Origin of the sequence: Ruminococcus sp. XPD3002, assembly GCA_900119535.1 — a bacterium.
Taxonomy (GTDB): domain Bacteria; phylum Bacillota; class Clostridia; order Oscillospirales; family Ruminococcaceae; genus Ruminococcus; species Ruminococcus flavefaciens_H.
The window spans coordinates 1-20,908 of record FPJT01000019.1; the positions used below are offsets into that span (position 1 = coordinate 1).

Here is a 20,908-nt window from a genome sequence, read left to right on the forward strand (position 1 = left end):
CATTTCCAAAGCTTTGATCTTTGCGTCTTTACGAGCAATTATGTATTTGAGCTCGTTGACCTTATCGGTCTTGGAATACTTGCTGTCCTTAGGTGGGCGTCCTTTCTTCCTCAAAGCTATTCCTGCTGCTATCTTGCGTTCTTTCTTATGTTGCCGCTTGATAAATCCTTTCACTTGTTCTTTCGTGAAGCCTAAACGCTGAGCTATATCATTTTGCGTTAACCCTTTTTCTTTCAGTTCATTTATTTCTTTCTCATACTGCTGTATATGTCTGTAACTTCTTGCCATAACAAAACCTCCTATGGTTTCTATTATACCATAGGAGGCTCTTTTTGTCATTGTACGTTTTTAATGGTGCGGTTCACCTGTTCGTATCGGGGAGTAATTTTATATTCGTTTGTACATATTACACGTTAAACTGCCGTAAGCGATAGCAGACTATCCATTTTACATAGAGTGAGCGAGTTTACGAGCGTCAACGTGGCAAGGCAGCGCGGACACCGCGCCGCTGCTTACTTCTCAGCGAGCTTTGTGAGATACTCGTAACGATTAGCTGCTGTCTTCTCAGCCTTCGCGAAGAGCTCCTTAGCACGATCAGGGAATGAACGTGTGAGTGCGCTGTAACGAGCTTCGTTCATGATGAAGTCCTGATAAGACTCTGTAGGAGCCTTAGAATCAAGCTGGAATGGGTTCTTGCCCTCAGCAGCCAGACGAGGATCATAACGGAAGTTGTTCCAGTAACCGCACTTAACAGCCTTCTCCATCTCAGCCTGACAGTTAGTCATACCGCCCTTGATAGAGTGCATCTCACAAGGTGCATAGCCGATGATGAGTGATGGTCCCGGATAAGCCTCAGCTTCCTTGATTGCCTTGAGTGTCTGGTTCATATCAGCACCCATAGCGATCTGTGCAACATAGATGTAGCCGTAGCTCATAGCGATATCAGCAAGACGCTTCTTAGCGATTGCCTTACCTGCTGCTGCGAACTGTGCAACCTGACCGATGTTGGATGACTTGGAAGCCTGTCCGCCTGTGTTGGAGTAAACCTCGGTATCGAATACCATGATGTTTACATCTTCACCTGTTGCGAGAACGTGGTCAAGACCGCCGAAACCGATATCATAAGCCCAGCCGTCGCCGCCGAAGATCCATACGGACTTCTTGGAGAGGTAGTTCTTGTTCTCAAGGATGTCTGCCTTCTTATCGCACTTGCAGTCGCACTTCTCGAGCTCAGCAACGAGTGCAGCTGTTGCAGCGGTATTCTTTGCGCCGTCGTTAACAGTTGCGAGGTACTCATCAGCAGCAGCCTTAACTTCTGCAGATGCCTTGTCGCTTGCAGCTATTTCCTTAACTTCTTCGATGAGTCTCTCACGGATTGCCTTCTGACCGAGATACATACCGAGACCGTGCTCAGCGTTGTCCTCGAACAGTGAGTTAGCCCATGCAGGACCGTGGCCGTTTGCATCAACAGTGTAAGGTGATGTAGCAGCAGGACCGCCCCAGATTGAAGAACATCCTGTTGCGTTAGAGATATACATTCTTGAACCGAAGAGCTGTGTGATGAGTCTTGCATAAGAAGTCTCAGCACAGCCTGCGCATGAACCGGAGAATTCAAGGAGAGGCTTCTTGTACTGGCTGGAGATTACATTAGCGTCTGTTGCAACGTCTGTCTTCTCTGTAACCTTAGCAACACAGTAATCGAATACTGCCTGCTGTGGCTCCTGTGACTCTCTTGGAACCATCTTGAGTGACTTGGTTGGACATACACCGATACATACGCCGCATCCCATACAATCCATAGCAGAAACAGCAAGTGTGTACTTGTATTCTGTCTTTGCGATCGGCTTAGGAGCGATCTTGATGTTCTCAGGAGCAGCAGCAGCTTCAGCTTCTGTCAGAGCGAAAGGACGGATTGTTGCGTGAGGACATACGAATGAACACTTGTTACACTTTGCACAAGTATCCTGATTCCACTCTGGAACCATAACAGCAACGCCGCGCTTCTCGTATGCGGAAGCACCCTGCTCGAATGTACCGTCAACGTGATCTGAGAATGCAGAAACAGGAAGTGTATCGCCGAGCATCTTACCAACAGGGTTCATGATGCCGTCAACCATCTTAACGAGCTTCTCTGGGCCCTCGAGCTTAGCAGGTGCGGAATTATCAACAGCGTTTGCCCACTCAGCGGGAACGTCTACTTTAACGTAAGCAGTAGCGCCTGCGTCGATAGCCTTCTCGTTCATCTGAACGATCTCGATACCCTTCTTCATGAACTTCTGAGCCTTCTCCTTCATGTAGCCGATAGCCTCAGCCTCGGGAAGAACCTTTGAAAGTGAGAAGAATGCAGACTGGAGAATAGTGTTGGTACGCTTGCCAAGACCGATCTCCTGTGCAAGATCTATAGCGTTTACCAGATAGAGCTGGATATTGTTCTTTGCGATATACTGCTTTGTATCAGCTGTGAGGTGCTGATCGAGCTCCTCAGGCTTCCACTGGCAGTTGATGAGGAATACACCGCCGGGCTTAACATCGTTGACCATCTTGTATCCCTTGAGGATGTATGATGGGTTGTGACAGGCAACAAAGTCAGCCTTGTTGATGTAGTAAGGGCTCTTGATCGGATTATCGCCGAAACGGAGGTGTGAGATAGTGATACCGCCGGTCTTCTTTGAGTCATACTGGAAGTAAGCCTGAACGTACTTGTCAGTGTGGTCACCGATGATCTTGATAGAGTCCTTGTTAGCGCCAACAGTACCGTCGCCGCCGAGTCCCCAGAACTTGCACTCGATCGTGCCTTCTGCTGCTGTGTTTGGAGCATCTTCCTCAGCGAGTGAGAGGTTTGTAACATCGTCAACGATACCGAGTGTGAACTGTGGCTTAGGATCAGCCTTAGCAAGCTCAGAATATACAGCAAATACAGATGCAGGAGGAGTATCCTTGGAACCGAGACCGTAACGTCCGCCGATAACCTTGATACCGTTTCTGCCTGTAGCATTAAGAGCAGCTACTACATCGAGGTAGAGAGGCTCACCGAGAGCACCTGGCTCCTTGGTTCTGTCGAGAACAGCGATTGTCTTTGCAGTTGCAGGAATAGCCTCAACGAGCTTTTCAGCAGAGAAAGGACGGAACAGACGAACCTTAACGATACCGACCTTCTCACCCTTCTTGTTCAGGTAGTCGATAACTTCTTCAGCAACGTCACAGATAGAGCCCATTGCAACGATTACGCGATCTGCATCGGGAGCACCGTAGTAGTTGAAGAGCTTATAATCAGTACCGAGCTTTTCATTTACCTTGCCCATGTACTCCTCAACGATTGCGGGAACAGCATTGTAGTAGGAGTTGCAAGCCTCACGGTGCTGGAAGAAGATATCTCCGTTTTCGTGAGAACCGCGCATTGTTGGGTTTTCAGGATTAAGAGCGCGCTCACGGAATGCCTTAACAGCATCCATATCGCACATTTCCTTCAGATCCTCGTAATCCCATGTCTCGATCTTCTGGATCTCGTGAGATGTACGGAAACCGTCGAAGAAGTTGATGAAAGGAACACGGCTCTTGATGGTAGCGAGATGAGCAACAGCAGCAAGATCCATTACTTCCTGCGGGTTTGTCTCAGCGAGCATTGCAAAACCTGTCTGACGGCAAGCATATACGTCGGAGTGATCGCCGAAGATGTTCAGTGCGTGAGAAGCTACGCAACGAGCGGAAACGTGGAATACGCAGGGAAGAAGCTCACCGGCGATCTTGTACATATTCGGGATCATGAGGAGCAGACCCTGTGAAGCAGTATATGTAGTTGTGAGAGCACCGGCATTCAGAGAACCGTGAACGGTACCTGCAGCACCGGCCTCGGACTGCATCTCTTCAACCTTAACGGTTGTGCCGAAAATGTTCTTGACACCCTGAGCGGACCACTGATCTACATAGTCTGCCATCGGGCTGGAAGGTGTGATCGGATAAATACCGGCAACTTCCGTGAAAGCATATGAAACATATGCAGCGGCATTATTACCGTCCATGGTTTTCATTTTTCTTTTGATTGCCATTTGAAATGACCTCCTGTTAGTTTTTTTCAGGGGTTATAGAGCGTTGTAAAACGCATATAACTTCACAGACCATTATAACACAGAATATCATTTTTGTAAATACCTTTTTTAGATTTTCCAAAACTTTGATACAGCTTTAACAAACTTTTGGGTATCGGCTTTGTGAGCAAGAAAAATCGTCGTTTTTTATTTAATTCACATTTAATTCGTGATTTGCTTCTTTTTACAAAAACCATCGGTCAGATTTGTTCATCGGCACGAAAATCAGCCTATATCGCCGATTAGGGAGATTTATTCATTGAATTGGGACGAAAAGTGTATTATAATTAAAGTAACATCAATAACCGCCTTTTGGAGGTTATTGCCCCGAACCTTGTTCGGGGGCGCAAATTCTTTATAATAGTGAATTTGCGCGTTACATTACTTTATGTCAAGCTCATTTTGCCCTTTCGGGCAAAACAAAATGCAAGAAAGATTTTCCATATTTTTTCTTACATTTTGACAACTTAAAATCGACTAAAACAAAGCGTATATAGCCGATTTTAAGTTGTTGAGCAGACATTAATCAAAGTAACATCAATAACCGCCGGAATGGGGACTATTGATATTATCTACTTAACAGACATAGCTCATAACAGAAAAACATGAAAGGGCGTGGAAAACATGAAGGGATATTTCAGAAAAACTATAGCAGCCGCATCAGCACTGGTGATATGTGCGTGTTCGGGTGCGGTGAACGTCAGTGCGGAGGTGACTCCCAATCCTGTTATCAGCAGGGGAGTGCCTGCCTATTCCGAGGCTAATCCTGCAACTGCAACTGCCGCAAACGATGAACACTATTTCTCGTTCTGGTTCGGAACTGCTCCCGACTATATTGCGTATGATTTGTCGGAAGTGCCTAAGGAGCAGAAAAAAAGCGTCATAGCGGTGTGGTATAATACCAGTTCCTATGACAGTATCGGTATGTACGTCAACAGCAATATGGTGCCTTCGGACTATACCATAGAGGTCAATTCTGCTGAGGGCGGAACCTTCCCGAAGGACGGCTGGAAGGTCGTTGCTGAAGTGAAGGACAATACACTCGGCTCTCGTCAGCATCTTGTTGATATGGAGGACTATAACTGGATACGCATGAACATATCCAAGGCGGACGGCGCAGCAGGTAAGCAGGCAAGCGTCAATTTCGATATCCACAACGTATCGGAGGGCGTTACCGACAGCTGGCTGTTTCTGGGAGATTCTATCACCGCAGGCGGTATGAACAACTGCTACGGAACAGGCTTCGCGACACATGTCAATAAACTGGACAGCAGATATTTTCCCGTACAGGAAAACGGCGGCATAGGCGGAATAACCTCTACAGACGGAAGGGATAATATCGACCGCTGGCTTGAGGGAAGTCCCGTCAGGTACGTAAGTATCGCATACGGCACCAACGATGCATGGGGCAACCCGAACAACGTGGATAAGTTCTACAACAACACCAAGTACATGATAGACGCAGTACTTGCGCTGGGAAAGATACCTGTACTTCCGAAGATACCGGGTTCCACGAACAGCGATGTAGCGCCTAATGTGCCGCTTTACAATGCCAAGGTAGAGCAGCTTTATGAGGAGTACGGCGATAAGCTGATACAGGGACCTGATTTCGAGAAGTTCTTCACCGAGAACCCCGACCTTCTGAGTCAGGACGGTGTTCATCCCAGCTCGGAAGGCTATGAGGCTATGCGTAAAGAGTGGGCGGAAACTATGTACAGGAATGTATATCAGGCGGAGTCCTCTCAGCCTGAACCTACCGCACCTCCTGCAACAACAGTTGAAGCAACAACTGTCCCGACAACTTCGGTACCTGCGGAGACGACTACGGTCAGTGCGGCTCCCGGAATCGTTTACGGAGACGTTACTCTTAACGGCGAGGTGGGACTTGCCGATGCGCTGGCTATACTCCAGTATGTAGCGAATGCAGCGAAATATCCGCTTACCGATGAGGCGATCAATGCAGCCGATGTCTATGACAGAGGTGACGGAATTACCGCTATGGATGCGCTGAGCATACAGAAATACGATGCGAAGCTGATATCTGAACTCCCCGAATCGTATCTCAAATAAAGCAAAACAGCCATAAAGGAATTGTTAGTTCCCTTTATGGCTGTTTTTTATCAGTCACGATTGCTGTATTTAGGTTCACATGTGAGGTTTATACCGAGTCTCTTGAAAATCCTTTCATCAACGGGAGAAAGGATAACAGTTGAGTGAACTTCGCATCCGCGGAGGTTGGATATCTGCTCCATAGCCTTCTTTGCGTTGTCGTCTGTGTTTGCACAGATAGAAAGTGCGAGGAGAGTCTCGTCGGTGTGGAGACGAGGGTTATTATTGCCGAGGTGCTCAACTTTAAGGTTCTGTATCGGCTCGATAACGTGTGGAGACATAAGGAGTGTACTGTCATCAAGTTTTGCGAAATATTTGAGGGCATTGAGGAGAAGTGCGGAAACTGCACCGAGGAGTGCAGAAGTTCTTCCTGTGAGGATAGTACCGTCAGGAAGCTCCATAGCTGCTGCGGGAGCGCCTGTAGCCTCTTCCTTTTCGAGAGCGGCGGCGACTACCTTTCTGTCGTCGGGAGTAACGCCTGCCTGCTTAAGAAGCAGCTCCAGCTTGTAAACTTCTTCGTCGGAAATAAGTCCCTTACGTCTGTCACAGAGACCTACGTAATAGCGGCGGATAATTTCGTCCTTAGCAGCTTTGCAGACTACCTCGTCGTCGATAATGCAGTTGCCTGCCATATTAACACCCATATCCGTAGGGGACTTGTAAGGCGATTCGCCGAGGATGTTCTCGAACATAGCGTTGAGTACGGGGAATATCTCTACATCACGGTTGTAGTTTACGGTAGTTTTATTGTAAGCTTCAAGGTGGAAAGGATCTATCATGTTAACATCGTTAAGGTCGGAGGTAGCAGCCTCGTAAGCGATATTTACAGGGTGACGGAGCGGAAGGTTCCATATCGGGAAGGTCTCGAATTTAGCGTATCCGACGTTGCGTCCGCGCTTGTGCTCATGGTAGAGCTGTGAGAGACATGTAGCCATTTTACCGCTTCCCGGACCGGGTGCGGTAACTACGACAAGACGTCTTGAGGTTTCGATGTAATCGTTCTTTCCGTAGCCTTCGTCGCTGATTATGTATTCAAGGTTTGAAGGATAACCCTTTATATTATAGTGGTGGTATACCTTTACGCCGAGCGCTTCGAGTCTGCTCTGGAAAGCATCTGCGGTAGGCTGGTTCTCATAACGTGTAAGAACTACGCTGCTGACATAGAGACCTATCTTTGTGAACACGTTGAAAAGACGGATAACATCAACGTCATAGGTGATGCCGAGGTCTCCGCGGACCTTGTTCTTCTCGATGTCTGCCGAGTTTATGACTATGACTATCTCTGCTTCGTCCTTAAGCTGGAGAAGCATCTGGAGCTTACTGTCTGGCTTGAAACCGGGCAGAACTCTTGAAGCATGGAAATCATCAAAGAGTTTTCCTCCGAATTCAAGGTAAAGTTTGTCGCCGAACTGTGCTATTCTCTGTCTGATATGCTCTGACTGTGTCTTAAGATACTTTTCGTTATCGAAACCGATCTTGCCTTTGTTGCACATAAAAATACCTCCCATAATATATACGCTTCTTAGTAATACAGTAAATATTATATAACATTTCTGAAGGAATTGCAAGAGAGAATCATACATAAAAACAATTTGTCAAAAGCCGTTAAATATGTTAGTATCTCTTAACCCTCTGAATTCAAACATACTTTGAACCGAAGACATATAATATAGTACTGGAATGAACAGCGCATCGAGTGCTGTATATTTCAGACCAATATGACAATAATACTATCAGCAGCTGCTTAATATACTTGCCTCTGCTGCAAAATGTGCAATGTGATTTTTGCGATAGCGCAGAGTATAACATATCTGGAGATAATTACTATGTCAGTAAAAAGAGGAGAGATCTATTATGCCGACCTGAGTCCTGTGGTCGGTTCGGAGCAAGGCGGCGTAAGGCCTGTACTTATCGTACAGAATGACGTTGGGAACAAGCACAGTCCCACGGTTATCGCCGCTGCTATAACGAGTCAGCGTGACAAGACACGGCTTCCGACTCATATCGAAGTACAGGCGGAGAAATGCGGACTTGCAAAGGACAGCGTGGTGCTTCTTGAACAGATACGGACACTTGACAAGACACGTCTTAAGGATAAGACGGGAGAGCTTGATCTTGGTTCGATGAATAAGGTCGATACTGCGCTTTCCATAAGTTTCGGACTCGGCATAACATGAAAAAACAGGCGGAGCTGTTCCGCCTGTACATATCTGAGTTTCTTTATAGTTTTTAACGATGCCTAAAAAAGAAATAAGCCGGGTAAAAACCCGGCTTTGAAATGAATTGAAAAAATAAATATGTGTAGAACAAAAGAAAGGAGACAACAAAACGAGTGTTAATAATTAAAGATTATTTAACACTAATGATATTATAGCCGATTTTATACTTTTCGTCAAGCGAAATCAGAAAAAAATCATATTAAATGCATAAATTCTGTCATTTTGCACAATTATCTCGTGTTGAATTGAAGCGATATAAACATCGACGGACGTTTGCAACAATGGAAAAATTGCAGAACGTATTACGGCTTGTGAATTCTTTACTCTGACAGTTTATTGCACTAAAATCAAAAGACTGCTGCTGACATCGGAGTACATACAGCGCTTTGCCTTAAACGGTGTCTTGACACTTTGTCCCGTAATGTGATAGAATAAAGCATATCAATATACCGAAAGGAGACGTTGCAATGAAAAAGCTGTTCGTTACTGTCGCAGCAGTCGCTGTTTACCTGTTTATAAGCGTAATGACAGGCGGCTGGGCTTTTACCTGGATAATATGGGTGTTTTATGCGGTCTATATGATATATGAGGTCTATAAGGCTAACCAGTGACCGCATACTGTCATTAGTGAAGTAAAGTATTGACATTTTGCCGCTAATGCGTTACAATATAAAAGAATCAATTTGATCTGAAAGAGGTATGATTTATGCTTAAGAACAATGAAAAAGTTATGGACAGGATCGTTGACCTTTGTAAATCCAAGGGATTTGTTTATCCGGGTTCTGAAATATACGGCGGTCTTGCTAATACATGGGATTACGGTCCTCTTGGCGTTGAACTCAAGAAGAACATCAAGAACGCATGGATGAAGAAATTCGTTCAGGAGAACAAGTATAACGTAGGTCTTGATTCCGCTATCCTTATGAACCCACAGACCTGGGTAGCTTCAGGACATATCGGCGGCTTCTCCGATCCTCTCATGGACTGTAAGGAGTGTAAGACTCGTCACCGTGCGGACAACCTCATCGAGGACTTCGACGGCACTAACGTTGCTGGCTGGTCCAACGAGCAGATGATGGACTACATAAATGAAAAAGGCATCGTTTGCCCTAACTGCGGCAAGCACAACTTCACAGACATCCGTCAGTTCAACCTGATGTTCAAGACATTCCAGGGCGTTACAGAGGACAGCAAGAGCGAACTCTATCTCCGTCCCGAGACTGCACAGGGTATTTTCGTAAACTTCGCTAATATACAGAGAACTACACGTAAAAAGGTACCTTTCGGTGTTGCACAGGTAGGTAAGTCTTTCCGTAATGAGATAACTCCAGGTAACTTCATCTTCCGTGTAAGAGAGTTCGAGCAGATGGAGCTTGAGTTCTTCTGCAAGCCCGGTACAGACCTTGAGTGGTTCAGCTACTGGAGAGAATACTGCAAGAACTTCCTCCTGAGCCTCGGCCTTAAGGAAGAGAATATCCGCCTTCGTGACCACTCGGCTGAGGAGCTTTGCTTCTACTCAAAGGCTACTACAGACTTCGAGTACCTCTTCCCATTCGGATGGGGCGAGCTCTGGGGCGTTGCTGACAGAACAGACTACGACCTTACTCAGCATATTAATACAAGCGGCAAGTCTCTTGAATACTTCGATCCCGAGACAAACGAGAAGTACATCCCTTACGTTATCGAGCCTTCACTCGGCGTAGAGCGTCTGTTCCTTTCTGTCGTAACCGAGGCTTATGATGAAGAGGAGCTTACAACTACCGACAAGAACGGCAACGAGAAGAAGGACGTTCGTACCGTTATGCATTTTCACCCTGCACTTGCTCCTTTCAAGGCTGCTGTACTGCCTCTCGTAAAGAAGCTCACTCCTAAGGCAGAGGAAATATACGATATGCTTTCAAAGAAGTTCATGATCGACTTTGACGAGGCAGGTACTATCGGTAAGAGATACCGTCGCCAGGACGAGATAGGTACTCCATTCTGCATCACAGTTGACTTTGATACTATCGAGAAGGACAACTGCGTTACAGTCCGTGACCGTGACACAATGCAGCAGGAGAGAGTCGCTATAGACGATCTTGTTTCATTCCTTGAAGGAAAAATGGAGTTCTGATTGTAAATAACCGAAAATATAAAGCCATAGTATTGCATGATACCATGGCTTTTTTGTTGACTTTGTAGCAGTCCTGTGTTATATTGCTCTCCCAACTAACTCCTGAATTTTCTTGCTTGTCCTGACAGCGAAATACTGCGTCAGAAAGTCTTGAAATGCGACAGCATTCCTGCGGCTTTCTTCCTTGCCTTTCTCTGCCAGTCCGTCGCAATATTTCTTCAAGAGTTAATTGGTGGAGCAATACTGAGTTATTAACTTATTTACTGGAGGCGGCTTATGAGATTAGACGGATTCGGACTTTTTGTCAGTGATATGGGTAAAATGATACGTTTTTACAGGGACGTTCTCGGCTTTGAAATAAGAGAGGATGAGGATACTTCAAACGTTTATCTTATCAAGGACGGAACTTTGTTCCTGCTTTACGGACGAAGTGATTTTGAAAAAATGACGAGCAGAAAGTACGAGTATATCAAAGGAATAAATGGTCATTCCGAGATAGCACTGTATGTTGATACATTTGAAGAAGTTGATGCCGAATATAAAAAAGCTGTTGAAAAGGGTGCTGTACCGATACTGGAGCCAACTACCGAACCGTGGGGACAGCGTACCTGTTATATTGCCGATCCCGAGGGCAACCTGATAGAGATAGGCTCCTTCAACAGACCTTTTGAGCGCTGAGTATTATAATGCCCCGAAGTATAAGGTGTGTACTCATATAGCAGCTTTATATGTAATTATCGGGGGCAAACCTTTCTGAGGAAAGGTTCTTCCCCCGTACCCCCTTTCCAAAGACTTTTTGCTCCAAATTTTCAGCCTGATATATCCCTTACAAAAATATTTGCTGTTTATTTTATATATCAGCAAAGGGATATATCAGGCTGAAAATTTAAGGCGAAAGTTTTAGGAAGGGAGTTTGAGGGTGACTCCCCGCAGTGCGGGGAGATGTCACGCAGTGACAGAGGGGACCGCCTCCGTCAGAGGAACCCTTTTTCAAAAGGGTTTCCCTCAATATCCCGTGTAAAAACTACTATAAGAGTACCGTCCTTAAGCTTCGGGGCATGTTTTATCATACTATATCACGTATTTTGGTGAATGTCATGGTGTGTCCTTCTATATACAGCGAAAGGGTAGTATCGTTGACGGTGTAGTCGCTCTCCAGTGCGGAATTAGGCGGCAGTCCGAGAGCCTGAAGTCCGTTGCTGAGGATATAGAGCTTGCCGTCCACAACCGAATACTTGCTGAGCATAGCGCCTATGAACGTTCTGTTTTCTTCGATGTAGACACTGCATTTGTTTACGGCTACACCGAGGACCTTTGCAAGAGGATCGAGCAGTATGCCTTCCTCGCACTTGTATTCGCCGTAAGCGGAATCGGGATTCGGTGCGCCTGTTCTTTTCAGTTTCAGCATTACCTGACCTTCAAGCTCGATAGTTATAGTTTCGCCGTCGTATGTGGTATATTTTGAATAGTCAACATTCGGATCGTTGGTATGAACAACGCCGTTCTGATCGAACCATAGCTGTGAAGTGCTTTCAAATTCAAGTCCGAATTTACGCTTTTCACCGAAAACGAAGCGGTTCTCTGAATCGGGACTCTCCCATACTCCTACGAGTGCAGGATCGGCTTTCTTGTCCTTTGAGACTTTTTCTTCCTTTTCTTCTTCCGCAGCTTCTGTTTCTTCTTCGGTCGGCGGTTCAGTCTCAGGTTCTGTAGTTTCTTCCTCTATAGCAGCTATCTCTGTTCCGAGGGGAGAATACTCCTCGTCTTCCTCAGTTGTTTCTGAAGATGCTGTTTTGCTTTCTTCAACAGAGGACTTTTCATCTGTATCGGCTTTTCCGCAGGCTGTAAGCATAGAGGCTGCGGTAATAACAGCCGCAAGTATCGTAAGTGCTTTTTTCATGGGATATCTCCTTTATGTGTCAGTCTTTAACTCGGGTAAGAACTTCCTGAAGCGGTTCCTGAGAAGCTTCCGAAGAAGCTGATGTATCGGTGGTGTCATCGATGTATGTGAGTGTGAGGGTATCGCCGTCTATCTTGTAGCTGTACTTTACGGAGGTTGCAGTCTCGTCCACATAGTTCATATTCTCGCTGAACATTTCAAGGGTATCATTGTTTCTGGTCTCGAAGTTACAATAGTCGACAACGGTTATGCTGAGTTTTTCACCTTCGACATCTGCTGTAACGCTGATTTTTTCAGGTTCTGTACCGAGTCCCTCGGCGATGTATTTCAGATAAGCGCCGCTTACGAAGTTATACTCGCCGTCCATAGTGGACTTATCCTCAGCGCCTGTTCTTTCGAGAGTCATTATATCGAGTACCTCGTCGAATTCTTCATATTTGTGTGTTAGCTTGATAGTTTTTCCGTCAAATGAAAGGTCGCCGTCCGCGTATTCTATACCTTCCGAAACGGGGTTGCCGTCCTTATCGAAGTGTACGGAATCGGAGAAGTCCATAATAAGTGAAACTTTTCTGTCCTCCTGAAAACGGTATCCTGTTACATCTCCTGACCATGTACCCAATATAGCGGTATCGATAGGTGCAGAGCTTATGCGGCTCATACGTGAAGAGCTCTCCTCGGAAGGAGCGGCGTTGCTGCATGAAACGCAGCATGTGACAGCTAATACAAAAGCAGCGGCTATTCCGCATATCTTATTCATTGATAGATCCTCCGTAACAAAACAAGTAATAATGCTCCGAAAAAAGTTGATGTTAAGCAGTATCGGAGCGACACAATGGTATTATAGCATATTTTTTCTGCGATTTCAATAGCGCTTTGCGTTAAATCTCCGAAACCGTTTCGGCGGTAAAAATACCCCATAAAATCCAAAAGGCTCCTCCGCGGACGGAAGAGCTTTCTGGAGAAACATTGTATTGTTAGGGATGAAGATAGCTTTAATTATCTTTGCCGTTCTGGACGGCTGTATAGTTCCATACGTTTCCTGTGAAAACGGCGGTCATTCTGTATTCATGATGACCAAATGAAAAATGCATCCCTGTTGCAGAAAGTACGGGCTTTAAGAGGGGAGGACACCCGAACCTGCGGTAAGCGCCTATTCATACCGAAGGCTTATACTCTCTGACAGGTAGCAGATCGGCTTGACCGATCACGGCACACGATATATATCGTGATCACAACTATATTATAGCTCTTCGGATATATATTTTCAATCTATAATGGTATCTAAAAGAGAAGATTTTTTTCATTTAGGGAAGTATATGTTCAATATAGTCTTGCGTTTCGGTTAAGAATATGATAGAATAGTATATAAAGAAAAATGTACCAAGAGGTGATAACGTGAAGAAAAGGCTGCTTATCGGAGTTATAGTAACAGAATGTCATATCGATTTCCAGGAGGAGATACTGGGAGGTATTATTTCACAGGCTTTCAGAAGCAAATGTGATATAGCGATAATATCTCCGCTGTACAATTTTTTCTCGGACTCTGTTCACAGGTCCGCCGATAAGAAAATTTTCGATCTTATACTCTCTGAAAAGTTTGACGGCTTTCTTTATGACAGAAATTCGTTCTTTGGTGACGGCATAAGGAAATATATAGACGATCAGCTTAAGCGCTCCGGCAAGCCTGTAATGCTGCTGGATTTCGAGGAACACCGCAGTTTCGAGACAACGTCCATCGACGATTCCGAAGCTTTCGAGGCTATCACCGACCACCTTATAGAAGAACACGGTTTAAGGAGGATATACTGCCTTACAGGCCCCAGGAACCTTTTCGTATCTGAGGAAAGGCTGAAGGGCTATAAAAATTCGATGAAGAAGCACGGCATAGAGGTTGCCCGTGAATGGTGCAGATACGGAGATTTCTGGACAGCTTGCGCCCAGTCACTGGCAGAGAGCATAGCTTCGGGAGAACTTGAAATGCCGCAGGCTGTTGTGTGCGGAAACGATGCAAGTGCGATACAGCTTATAAAATCTCTGGCTATCAATGGGATAAGAGTACCCGAGGATGTGGCTGTTACGGGCTACGATGCTTCTCTTGAAAGCTATACGAATCATCCTTCCGTAACGACTTACCGCCGTCCGAACTATCAGCTCGGTGCGGAGTCCTTCCGACGCCTTTACCGTATCATCACAGGCAGGATATGCAACAAGATACCGAATGAGAAGGGTATGCTGCGGCTCGGAGAAAGCTGCGGATGCGGTAATCATACGGGACTTAAAAGCTCCGTAAGGCGCCGTCTTAAAATAGGTGAACGCTTTGAGCGCACGATGCTTTACAGTGATATGCTGTTTGACATATCAAGAGTGTCTACTCCCGAGGAGTTCGCCGACCGCCTTGACAATTACACCTATTTCATATATAAGATGTCTCATTTCGATCTCTATCTTACAAGAAAGTATATAGAGTCCGCATCGGGAGACATAAATGAGAAGCTGACTTTCACTACAGGGGATGAAGTGCGTCCGATACTTTCAAAATCCCTTGTGCTGAGAAGCTATTTCCCCGATGAGTATATCAGCAGCAATGATATACTTCACATATACGGTGAGGACAGGAAATATCCCGTTGCTTACTACATAACTCCGCTCCACTATAATGACAATTTCTTCGGGTATGCTGCGGTGTCATTCGGAAAAGATCCGATCGCTTATGCTCCGCTTTACATGCAGTGGATAAATTACGTGAGCATCGCCCTTGAACAGGTCCGCATAAGGGCAGTAATGAACAGGACTATTTCCGATGTCAACCATGATATGCTCTATGACAGCGTTACGGGTACACTCAACCGCAGAGGTATAGAGCGCACTCTTGAAGAACGGCTCGGACAGGGCATACATTCCGCCGAGGCAGAGTGCATCCGCATCAACCTTACGGGAATAGGCAAGATGTACTATCAGAGCGGCGAGAAAAAATGCGACCAGCTACTTAAAAATTTCACTGCCGCAGTAGAGAACTGCGTGAAGAACGGAGAAATATACGGTATCTGGTCCAATAATACCATAGGGATAGTGTCCTTTACCGCAGGACGTTCCGAAAGCCTTTACCGAAGTCTTTGCACGTATATAAAAGAGTCGGAATACGACGAGAAGCGGAATTGCAGCGTGGATTTCACTCTCGGAAGCTGTACCATGTCCCTCAGACGCAGCTATGACCTTTCCGATTCGATGTACAAAGCTGCCGTAAACAGGCTCTATACATACAATATTTCCGATAATACGGGAAATCCGCAGTTCGAGAAGCTTTGCAGGCTCAGGAACGAGCTGAGGAGCGCTCCCGAAAAGCAGTGGAAGATATCCGATATTGCGGACGAGCTGTTCCTCAGCAAGAGCTACCTGCAAAAGATATACAAGACCTATTTCGGAAAAAGCATCATCGAGGAGATGATACAGTTCCGTATAGACAGGGCGAAGGAGCTGCTTCTGAACACCGATATGACCGTTACCGAGATAGCAAGGGAATGCGGTTATTCATCCTATAACTATTTTGCACGTCAGTTCAAGACCATAGAAGGCATTTCGCCTTCGGACTACCGAAGCACTGCTGTTCCCGAAAAACAGCGTCAGAACGGAGGATCATAATGAAAAAGAATAAAAACGGAGCGGTATACGTTCTGATAAGCATCATATTATCCGCACTTTCCGCTGTATTCATGCCATTTGTTGTGAAGCGCGGAGGTTCGGCAGTATATAACGCAGGAAGCAAGCGCAGGATAAAGAAAATGGAAAACCGCGAACCTGTGGTCATACGTACAAGAAAGAAGGGGTAGTGCTATGGAGTTCAATATAAACCATATGGCTGAGGAGGCTATCCGTGCCATAAACGAGAGAGTAAGAAACCTTAAGCACCTTAATATCGCTGTAGTAGGAAAGACGGGTGCAGGAAAGAGTACACTGATAAACAGCGTTTTCCGCGAGAATCTCGTCGAGACGGGTATAGGAAAGCCTGTTACCTCCACTATGAGGAAGATATCAAAGGAGGGATTCCCTCTTTCAATATATGATACTCCGGGTTTCGAGCTTGGTGAGGACAGACAGAAAACTGTCAGGGACGAGCTTATCGGTGAGATACGCAAGGGCATAGCTTCAAAGGATATCGATAAGGCTATACACTGTGTATGGTACTGCATAAATGCCAACTCAAACCGCATCGAACCCAAAGAGATAGAATGGCTGAGAGAGTTCGCAGAGGAAAATAATGTAACACAGGTACCTGTAATAATCGTCCTTACGCAGGGCTTTCTCAAAAGCAAAACGAAAGCCATGAAGAAGGCTATAGAGGCTGAAAATCTTGACGTTATCGGAGTAGTTCCCGTTCTTGCACAGGAGCTTATCGAAGAGGACGATGAGGAGACTATCGTATACAAGTCCTACGGCCTTGATATACTTATCGAGCTTATGAGCAATAAGCTTCCTAATGAACTGCGTGATACTCTTCAGAACGTGCAGAAAGCGTCTCTGGAGTCCAAAAAAAAATACGCTCAGGCTGCCGTGGCAGCGGCGGTAACTGCGGCATTCGGTGAGGGATTCACTCCCGTACCGTTTGCGGATGCGGCTATGCTTGTGCCCACACAGATAGCAATGATAGCTTCTATAACGGCTATATTCGGACTTGAAGTGAATAAGAGCATAATCACGGGATTTGTCTCGTCAACAGTAGGAACAGGCGGAGCAACGGTACTCGGAAGGACTGTAGTATCAAATATAATGAAGCTTATCCCCGGAGTCGGCACTGCTGTAGGCGGTGCAATATCGGGAGCAACTGCGGGACTTATAACGACCGCACTTGGCGAAGCTTACATCAAGCTCATGGAGATGATGTATAAGGGAGAGATAGGGAAGGATACGCTTCTGACCTCCGACGGACAGGCACAGCTCACACAGCTTTTCAAGGATGAACTGAAGAAGAAAAAATAACAGAAAGACCGTCCATTTTCAGGACGGTCTTTCTGTTATTGCTCCCTCAATTAAACTTTGCCAAAAAGTCGAAATCAGAAAGGGAATTTATCAAGGAAGGAAAATGCAGAAATACTGGCGTATTTCAAGTTTTTCTGACGCGGAGAAATTTCCTTTATGACGAGAATTTGACGGCAAGGTTTAGTTGGGGAGCAATATATAATGAGGAAGACATGAGTGCGATCATTCTTCGGGTGCATCTACTTTGTCAAGTGTTACCTTGGCTGTATGCTCTTCGCCGTTTCTTACGTATCTGAGCTCTACCTTATCGCCTGCAGTGTGCTTGTTCTTTTCTGCGTTGAGTTCTTCGGATGTGGTGATATCCTTGTCATCGATACCTGTAATGATATCGCCTGCCTGAAGTCCTGCTGCCTCAGCTGCGCCGTTCTCTGTAACTGCTGTTACATAAACGCCTACAGGAAGATTATACATGTTTGCGATGGTTTCTGTAACATCCTGACAGCTTATACCGAGCTGCGGCTTGTCAGTAACATAACCGTACTTCATAAGCTGGTCAACTATTCTCGAAACTACATTTGAAGGGATAGCGAATCCGATTCCTTCAATAGAAGCCTCGCCGTAGTATGTTGAAGACATCTTGGATGAGTTGATACCTATTACCTGACCGTATTTATTTATGAGAGGTCCGCCCGAGTTGCCTGAGTTGATAGCAGCATCGGTCTGGATGAGTGTCATATCAGTATCGTTGATAGAGATGTTTCTGTTGAGACCTGATATCATACCGCCTGTAACAGTGTTCATAAGGTCGAATCCGAGAGGGTTGCCGATAGCTGTTACAGTCTCGCCGAGACGGAGTGAATCGCTGTCGCCGAACTCAGCGGCTGTAAGTCCCTTTGCGTCTATTTTCAGAACAGCAAGGTCAAAGTCTACCTCGTAGCCTACTACCTCTGCATCGTATGTTTTGTCGTCAAGGAGAACAGATACGCTGTCTGCAAGCTGTCCGCCGTACTCGCTGTCGTAGATAACGTGTGCATTTGTGACGATATAGCCGCTGTCTGTGATGACTACGCCTGTACCTGTTCCTGTAGCTTCTGAGGTAACAGGTTCTCTGTCTCCGCCGAATCCGAAGAAGAATCCGCCTGTGTTCTGTGAAGTTACTGTGAATTTGGATTCAACGCCGACTACTGAAGGAAGTACCTTGTCAACTATCTCCTCTGTGGTGAGAGCTTCGCCTGAGTCGGACTTCTCTGTCTTGATGAGGCTTACGTTATCAACGTTGATATTGCTTTCTGATGTTTCGTCCCCGGTCTCTACTGCCGCAGTCTGTACAGCAGCTGTTCTTGGAGAAATGCGGCTATAGATGCCTATGGAACCTGCTGAAACAAGAGCCATAGCCATGAGGGATGCTGTTATCTTAAGTCCTGTGTGCTTTTTCTGCTTTTTGGGAGGGACCACATTTCCGTCTGCACTGAAACCTGTGTAACCGTTATTTTCCTCTTTTATCTCTTCGATATCGTAATTATATTCTTTCATGATATTCACGTTCCTTTTCATTTATTCTTTGTGAGGTCTTTTCCTCAACCTGTGATTATATTATATTCGGCTTATGTGAAAGGTATTTGCGGCAATTGTATCGTTTTGTAAAATATCATGTGTAAGATTTTTCACACCGTTGACAGAACTGTGATGAAATGTGAAAGGTATGTTATGCTTTTTCGTCACACAGATAACACAAAAGTTGAAAAGTCGAGAACTTTCCACTTTATTGGTGGAGCGATACTGTTCCTTTGTAAAATGTATATAAAATCATAGACAAAACAGGACAAGTATGTTATAATATATAGTATAAGTAACATGCTTTGTGAAAAGCGTGATAAAGATCGGAGGCATTAAGTATGAAAATGACTTTTATAGGAGCTGCTCATGAAGTTACAGGCAGCTGTACATATATCGAAGCCTGCGGAAAGAAGTTCCTTGTGGATTTCGGAATGCAGCAGGGAGAGGATATCTTCGAGAACGTCAAGGTCCCTACAGCTCCCGGAAATATCGATTTTGTTATTCTTACCCATGCACATATAGACCATTCGGGTATGCTGCCATATCTGTTTGCAGGCGGATTCAAGGGCGAGATACACTCAACCGTTGCCACGGCTAACCTCTGCAGTGTTATGCTCCGTGACAGCGCACACATACAGGAATTTGAAGCAGAATGGCGCAGCCGTAAGGCAAAGCGCCGCGGTGAAGCGGACTATGAACCTCTTTATACTATGGATGACGCTCTCGGAGCTATCGAGCTCTTCGTTCCTCATGAATACGAGAAGGAATTCACCATAAGCGAGGGCATTAACGTTTCATTCCGTGATGCGGGACATCTTCTCGGTTCGTCCAGCATAATACTCACCCTCACAGAAGACGGCGAGACACGCAGGATAGTATTCTCGGGCGATATCGGCAATACCGACCAGCCGCTGATACGTGATCCGCAGTACGTTGATTCTGCGGATTATGTGGTAATAGAGTCCACTTACGGCAACAGAGTACACAACCGTCCCACAGACTATGTTACTGCGCTTACAAAGGTGCTTCAGAATACATTCGACCGCGGCGGAAGTGTGATAATCCCTTCATTTGCAGTAGGAAGAACTCAGGAGATGCTCTATTTCATCCGTCAGATAAAGGAAGACGGACTTGTCAAGGGACACGACGGCTTCAAGGTCTATGTGGACAGTCCCCTTGCAAACGAGGCTACGGATATATTCATGAATAACCGTGAGAGCTGCTATGATGAGGAGGCACTTTCCTTTGTGCGTCAGGGCATAAACCCTATCTCTTTTGAGGGACTTATCCGCACTGTAGGAAGCGATGATTCCCGTGCTATAAATAACGATACCTCTGCAAAGGTCATCATCTCCGCAAGCGGAATGTGCGAGGCAGGACGTATCAAGCACCACCTCAAGCATAACTTATGGAAGCCTGAAAACACCATACTTTTCGTAGGATATCAGGCATCGAACACACTCGGAAGATCCCTTGTTGACGGCGCAAAACGTGTAAAACTGTTCGGCGAAACTGTCAGCGTAGGAGCTGAGATAAAGCAGCTTCCGGGCGTAAGCGGTCACGCTGATATGAACGGTCTTATGAACTGGGCAAAGGCAGTCAAGGGCGTTAAGAAGTTCTTCGTGAACCACGGTGAAGCAGCATCTGCGGACAGCTTTGCACTTAAGCTGCGTGAGGAGCTTGGTGTGGATTCATATGCGCCTTACAGCGGTGCTGAGTTCGACCTTATAAGCGGCGAGATAACTGTCGATGCAGAGCCTGTACTCATACCGAAAAAGCGCAGCAATGCAAATATGAACGTATACTACAGCGATCTTACTGCCGCAGTTGAGCGCCTTTCTGCACTTATCAAGGAGTCCGAGGGACGTACAAACGAGGATATGCGACAGCTGACAAAGAAACTGAATCAGATCTGCGATGACTGGGAACTCTGATACGATTTATAGGGGAA

General features: G+C 45.8%; 15 protein-coding genes. 9 read left to right on the plus strand and 6 right to left on the minus strand.

Going from position 1 to position 20,908, the window contains the following annotated elements:
• Positions 1–288 (minus strand): hypothetical protein (locus BT127_RS13920; RefSeq protein ID WP_075425581.1); only part of this gene is annotated, 288 nt, incomplete at its 3' end.
• A 224-nt stretch (positions 289–512) separates the two neighbouring features.
• The gene (gene nifJ / locus BT127_RS13925) at positions 513–4,040 is read right to left on the minus strand and encodes a pyruvate:ferredoxin (flavodoxin) oxidoreductase (RefSeq protein WP_075425633.1); all 3,528 of its coding nucleotides are present in this window, start codon (positions 4,038–4,040) and stop codon (positions 513–515) included.
• Positions 4,041–4,709: 669 nt separating this feature from the next.
• On the opposite strand from nifJ, the gene BT127_RS13930 reads away from it, so the two are divergent.
• The gene (locus tag BT127_RS13930) at positions 4,710–6,155 is read left to right on the plus strand and encodes a GDSL-type esterase/lipase family protein (RefSeq protein WP_075425582.1); all 1,446 of its coding nucleotides are present in this window, start codon (positions 4,710–4,712) and stop codon (positions 6,153–6,155) included.
• A 50-nt stretch (positions 6,156–6,205) separates the two neighbouring features.
• Here BT127_RS13930 and BT127_RS13935 read toward each other — a convergent pair whose 3' ends face one another.
• The gene (locus BT127_RS13935) at positions 6,206–7,687 is read right to left on the minus strand and encodes a DUF1846 domain-containing protein (protein ID WP_075425583.1); all 1,482 of its coding nucleotides are present in this window, start codon (positions 7,685–7,687) and stop codon (positions 6,206–6,208) included.
• Between the two features lie 333 nt (positions 7,688–8,020).
• Between BT127_RS13935 and BT127_RS13940 the strand changes: the two genes are divergently transcribed.
• From BT127_RS13940 to BT127_RS13950, 4 genes are all read left to right on the plus strand, one after another.
• Positions 8,021–8,371 (plus strand): type II toxin-antitoxin system PemK/MazF family toxin, encoded by a 351-nt coding sequence (locus BT127_RS13940; RefSeq protein ID WP_075425584.1) that lies wholly within the window; start codon positions 8,021–8,023, stop codon positions 8,369–8,371.
• Between the two features lie 509 nt (positions 8,372–8,880).
• Positions 8,881–9,024 (plus strand): WxxxWxxW domain-containing protein, encoded by a 144-nt coding sequence (locus BT127_RS16945; RefSeq protein WP_173542216.1) that lies wholly within the window; start codon positions 8,881–8,883, stop codon positions 9,022–9,024.
• Between the two features lie 95 nt (positions 9,025–9,119).
• Positions 9,120–10,526: a glycine--tRNA ligase gene (locus tag BT127_RS13945; protein ID WP_075425585.1), complete on the plus strand. Its 1,407-nt coding sequence runs from the start codon at positions 9,120–9,122 to the stop codon at positions 10,524–10,526.
• Positions 10,527–10,802: 276 nt separating this feature from the next.
• A complete protein-coding gene (locus tag BT127_RS13950; protein WP_075425586.1) occupies positions 10,803–11,204 on the plus strand; it encodes a VOC family protein in 402 nt (133 codons plus the stop codon).
• Between the two features lie 388 nt (positions 11,205–11,592).
• Here BT127_RS13950 and BT127_RS13955 read toward each other — a convergent pair whose 3' ends face one another.
• Positions 11,593–12,426, minus strand: coding sequence for a hypothetical protein (locus tag BT127_RS13955; protein WP_075425587.1), 834 nt, complete (start codon positions 12,424–12,426; stop codon positions 11,593–11,595).
• A gap of 19 nt (positions 12,427–12,445) precedes the next feature.
• Positions 12,446–13,183, minus strand: a complete 738-nt coding sequence (locus BT127_RS13960) for a hypothetical protein (protein WP_075425588.1) — start codon at positions 13,181–13,183, stop codon at positions 12,446–12,448.
• Between the two features lie 638 nt (positions 13,184–13,821).
• Here BT127_RS13960 and BT127_RS13965 point away from each other — a divergent pair.
• The 3 genes from BT127_RS13965 to BT127_RS13975 are packed head-to-tail and all read left to right on the plus strand — an operon-like array spanning position 13,822 to position 17,400.
• Entirely contained in the window at positions 13,822–16,065 is a 2,244-nt protein-coding gene (locus tag BT127_RS13965) for a substrate-binding domain-containing protein (protein ID WP_075425589.1), read from the plus strand.
• The gene (locus tag BT127_RS13970) at positions 16,065–16,253 is read left to right on the plus strand and encodes a hypothetical protein (protein ID WP_075425590.1); all 189 of its coding nucleotides are present in this window, start codon (positions 16,065–16,067) and stop codon (positions 16,251–16,253) included. Before BT127_RS13965 ends, BT127_RS13970 begins: the two co-directional genes overlap by 1 nt.
• A gap of 4 nt (positions 16,254–16,257) precedes the next feature.
• Positions 16,258–17,400 carry a YcjF family protein gene (locus BT127_RS13975; RefSeq protein ID WP_075425591.1) on the plus strand — a complete coding sequence of 381 codons (1,143 nt, stop codon included), beginning with the start codon at positions 16,258–16,260 and terminating at the stop codon, positions 17,398–17,400.
• Between the two features lie 222 nt (positions 17,401–17,622).
• On the opposite strand, the gene BT127_RS13980 is transcribed toward BT127_RS13975, so the two are convergent.
• A complete protein-coding gene (locus BT127_RS13980) occupies positions 17,623–18,933 on the minus strand; it encodes a S1C family serine protease (protein WP_175541976.1) in 1,311 nt (436 codons plus the stop codon).
• Positions 18,934–19,295: 362 nt separating this feature from the next.
• On the opposite strand from BT127_RS13980, the gene BT127_RS13985 reads away from it, so the two are divergent.
• On the plus strand, positions 19,296–20,891 hold the full coding sequence (locus BT127_RS13985; RefSeq protein ID WP_075425592.1) for an MBL fold metallo-hydrolase RNA specificity domain-containing protein: 1,596 nt from the start codon (positions 19,296–19,298) through the stop codon (positions 20,889–20,891).
• Positions 20,892–20,908: the final 17 nt, after the last annotated feature.

Coding starts and splice junctions, on each gene's coding strand:
- BT127_RS16945 (WP_173542216.1), top strand. CDS start 8,881: ATGAAAAAGCTGTTCGTTACTGTCGCAGCAGTCGCTGTTTACCTGTTT.
- BT127_RS13960 (WP_075425588.1), bottom strand. CDS start 13,183: ATGAATAAGATATGCGGAATAGCCGCTGCTTTTGTATTAGCTGTCACA.
- BT127_RS13945 (WP_075425585.1), top strand. CDS start 9,120: ATGCTTAAGAACAATGAAAAAGTTATGGACAGGATCGTTGACCTTTGT.
- BT127_RS13940 (WP_075425584.1), top strand. CDS start 8,021: ATGTCAGTAAAAAGAGGAGAGATCTATTATGCCGACCTGAGTCCTGTG.
- BT127_RS13985 (WP_075425592.1), top strand. CDS start 19,296: ATGAAAATGACTTTTATAGGAGCTGCTCATGAAGTTACAGGCAGCTGT.
- BT127_RS13970 (WP_075425590.1), top strand. CDS start 16,065: ATGAAAAAGAATAAAAACGGAGCGGTATACGTTCTGATAAGCATCATA.
- BT127_RS13930 (WP_075425582.1), top strand. CDS start 4,710: ATGAAGGGATATTTCAGAAAAACTATAGCAGCCGCATCAGCACTGGTG.
- BT127_RS13980 (WP_175541976.1), bottom strand. CDS start 18,933: ATGAAAGAATATAATTACGATATCGAAGAGATAAAAGAGGAAAATAAC.
- BT127_RS13935 (WP_075425583.1), bottom strand. CDS start 7,687: ATGTGCAACAAAGGCAAGATCGGTTTCGATAACGAAAAGTATCTTAAG.
- BT127_RS13950 (WP_075425586.1), top strand. CDS start 10,803: ATGAGATTAGACGGATTCGGACTTTTTGTCAGTGATATGGGTAAAATG.
- BT127_RS13975 (WP_075425591.1), top strand. CDS start 16,258: ATGGAGTTCAATATAAACCATATGGCTGAGGAGGCTATCCGTGCCATA.
- BT127_RS13955 (WP_075425587.1), bottom strand. CDS start 12,426: ATGAAAAAAGCACTTACGATACTTGCGGCTGTTATTACCGCAGCCTCT.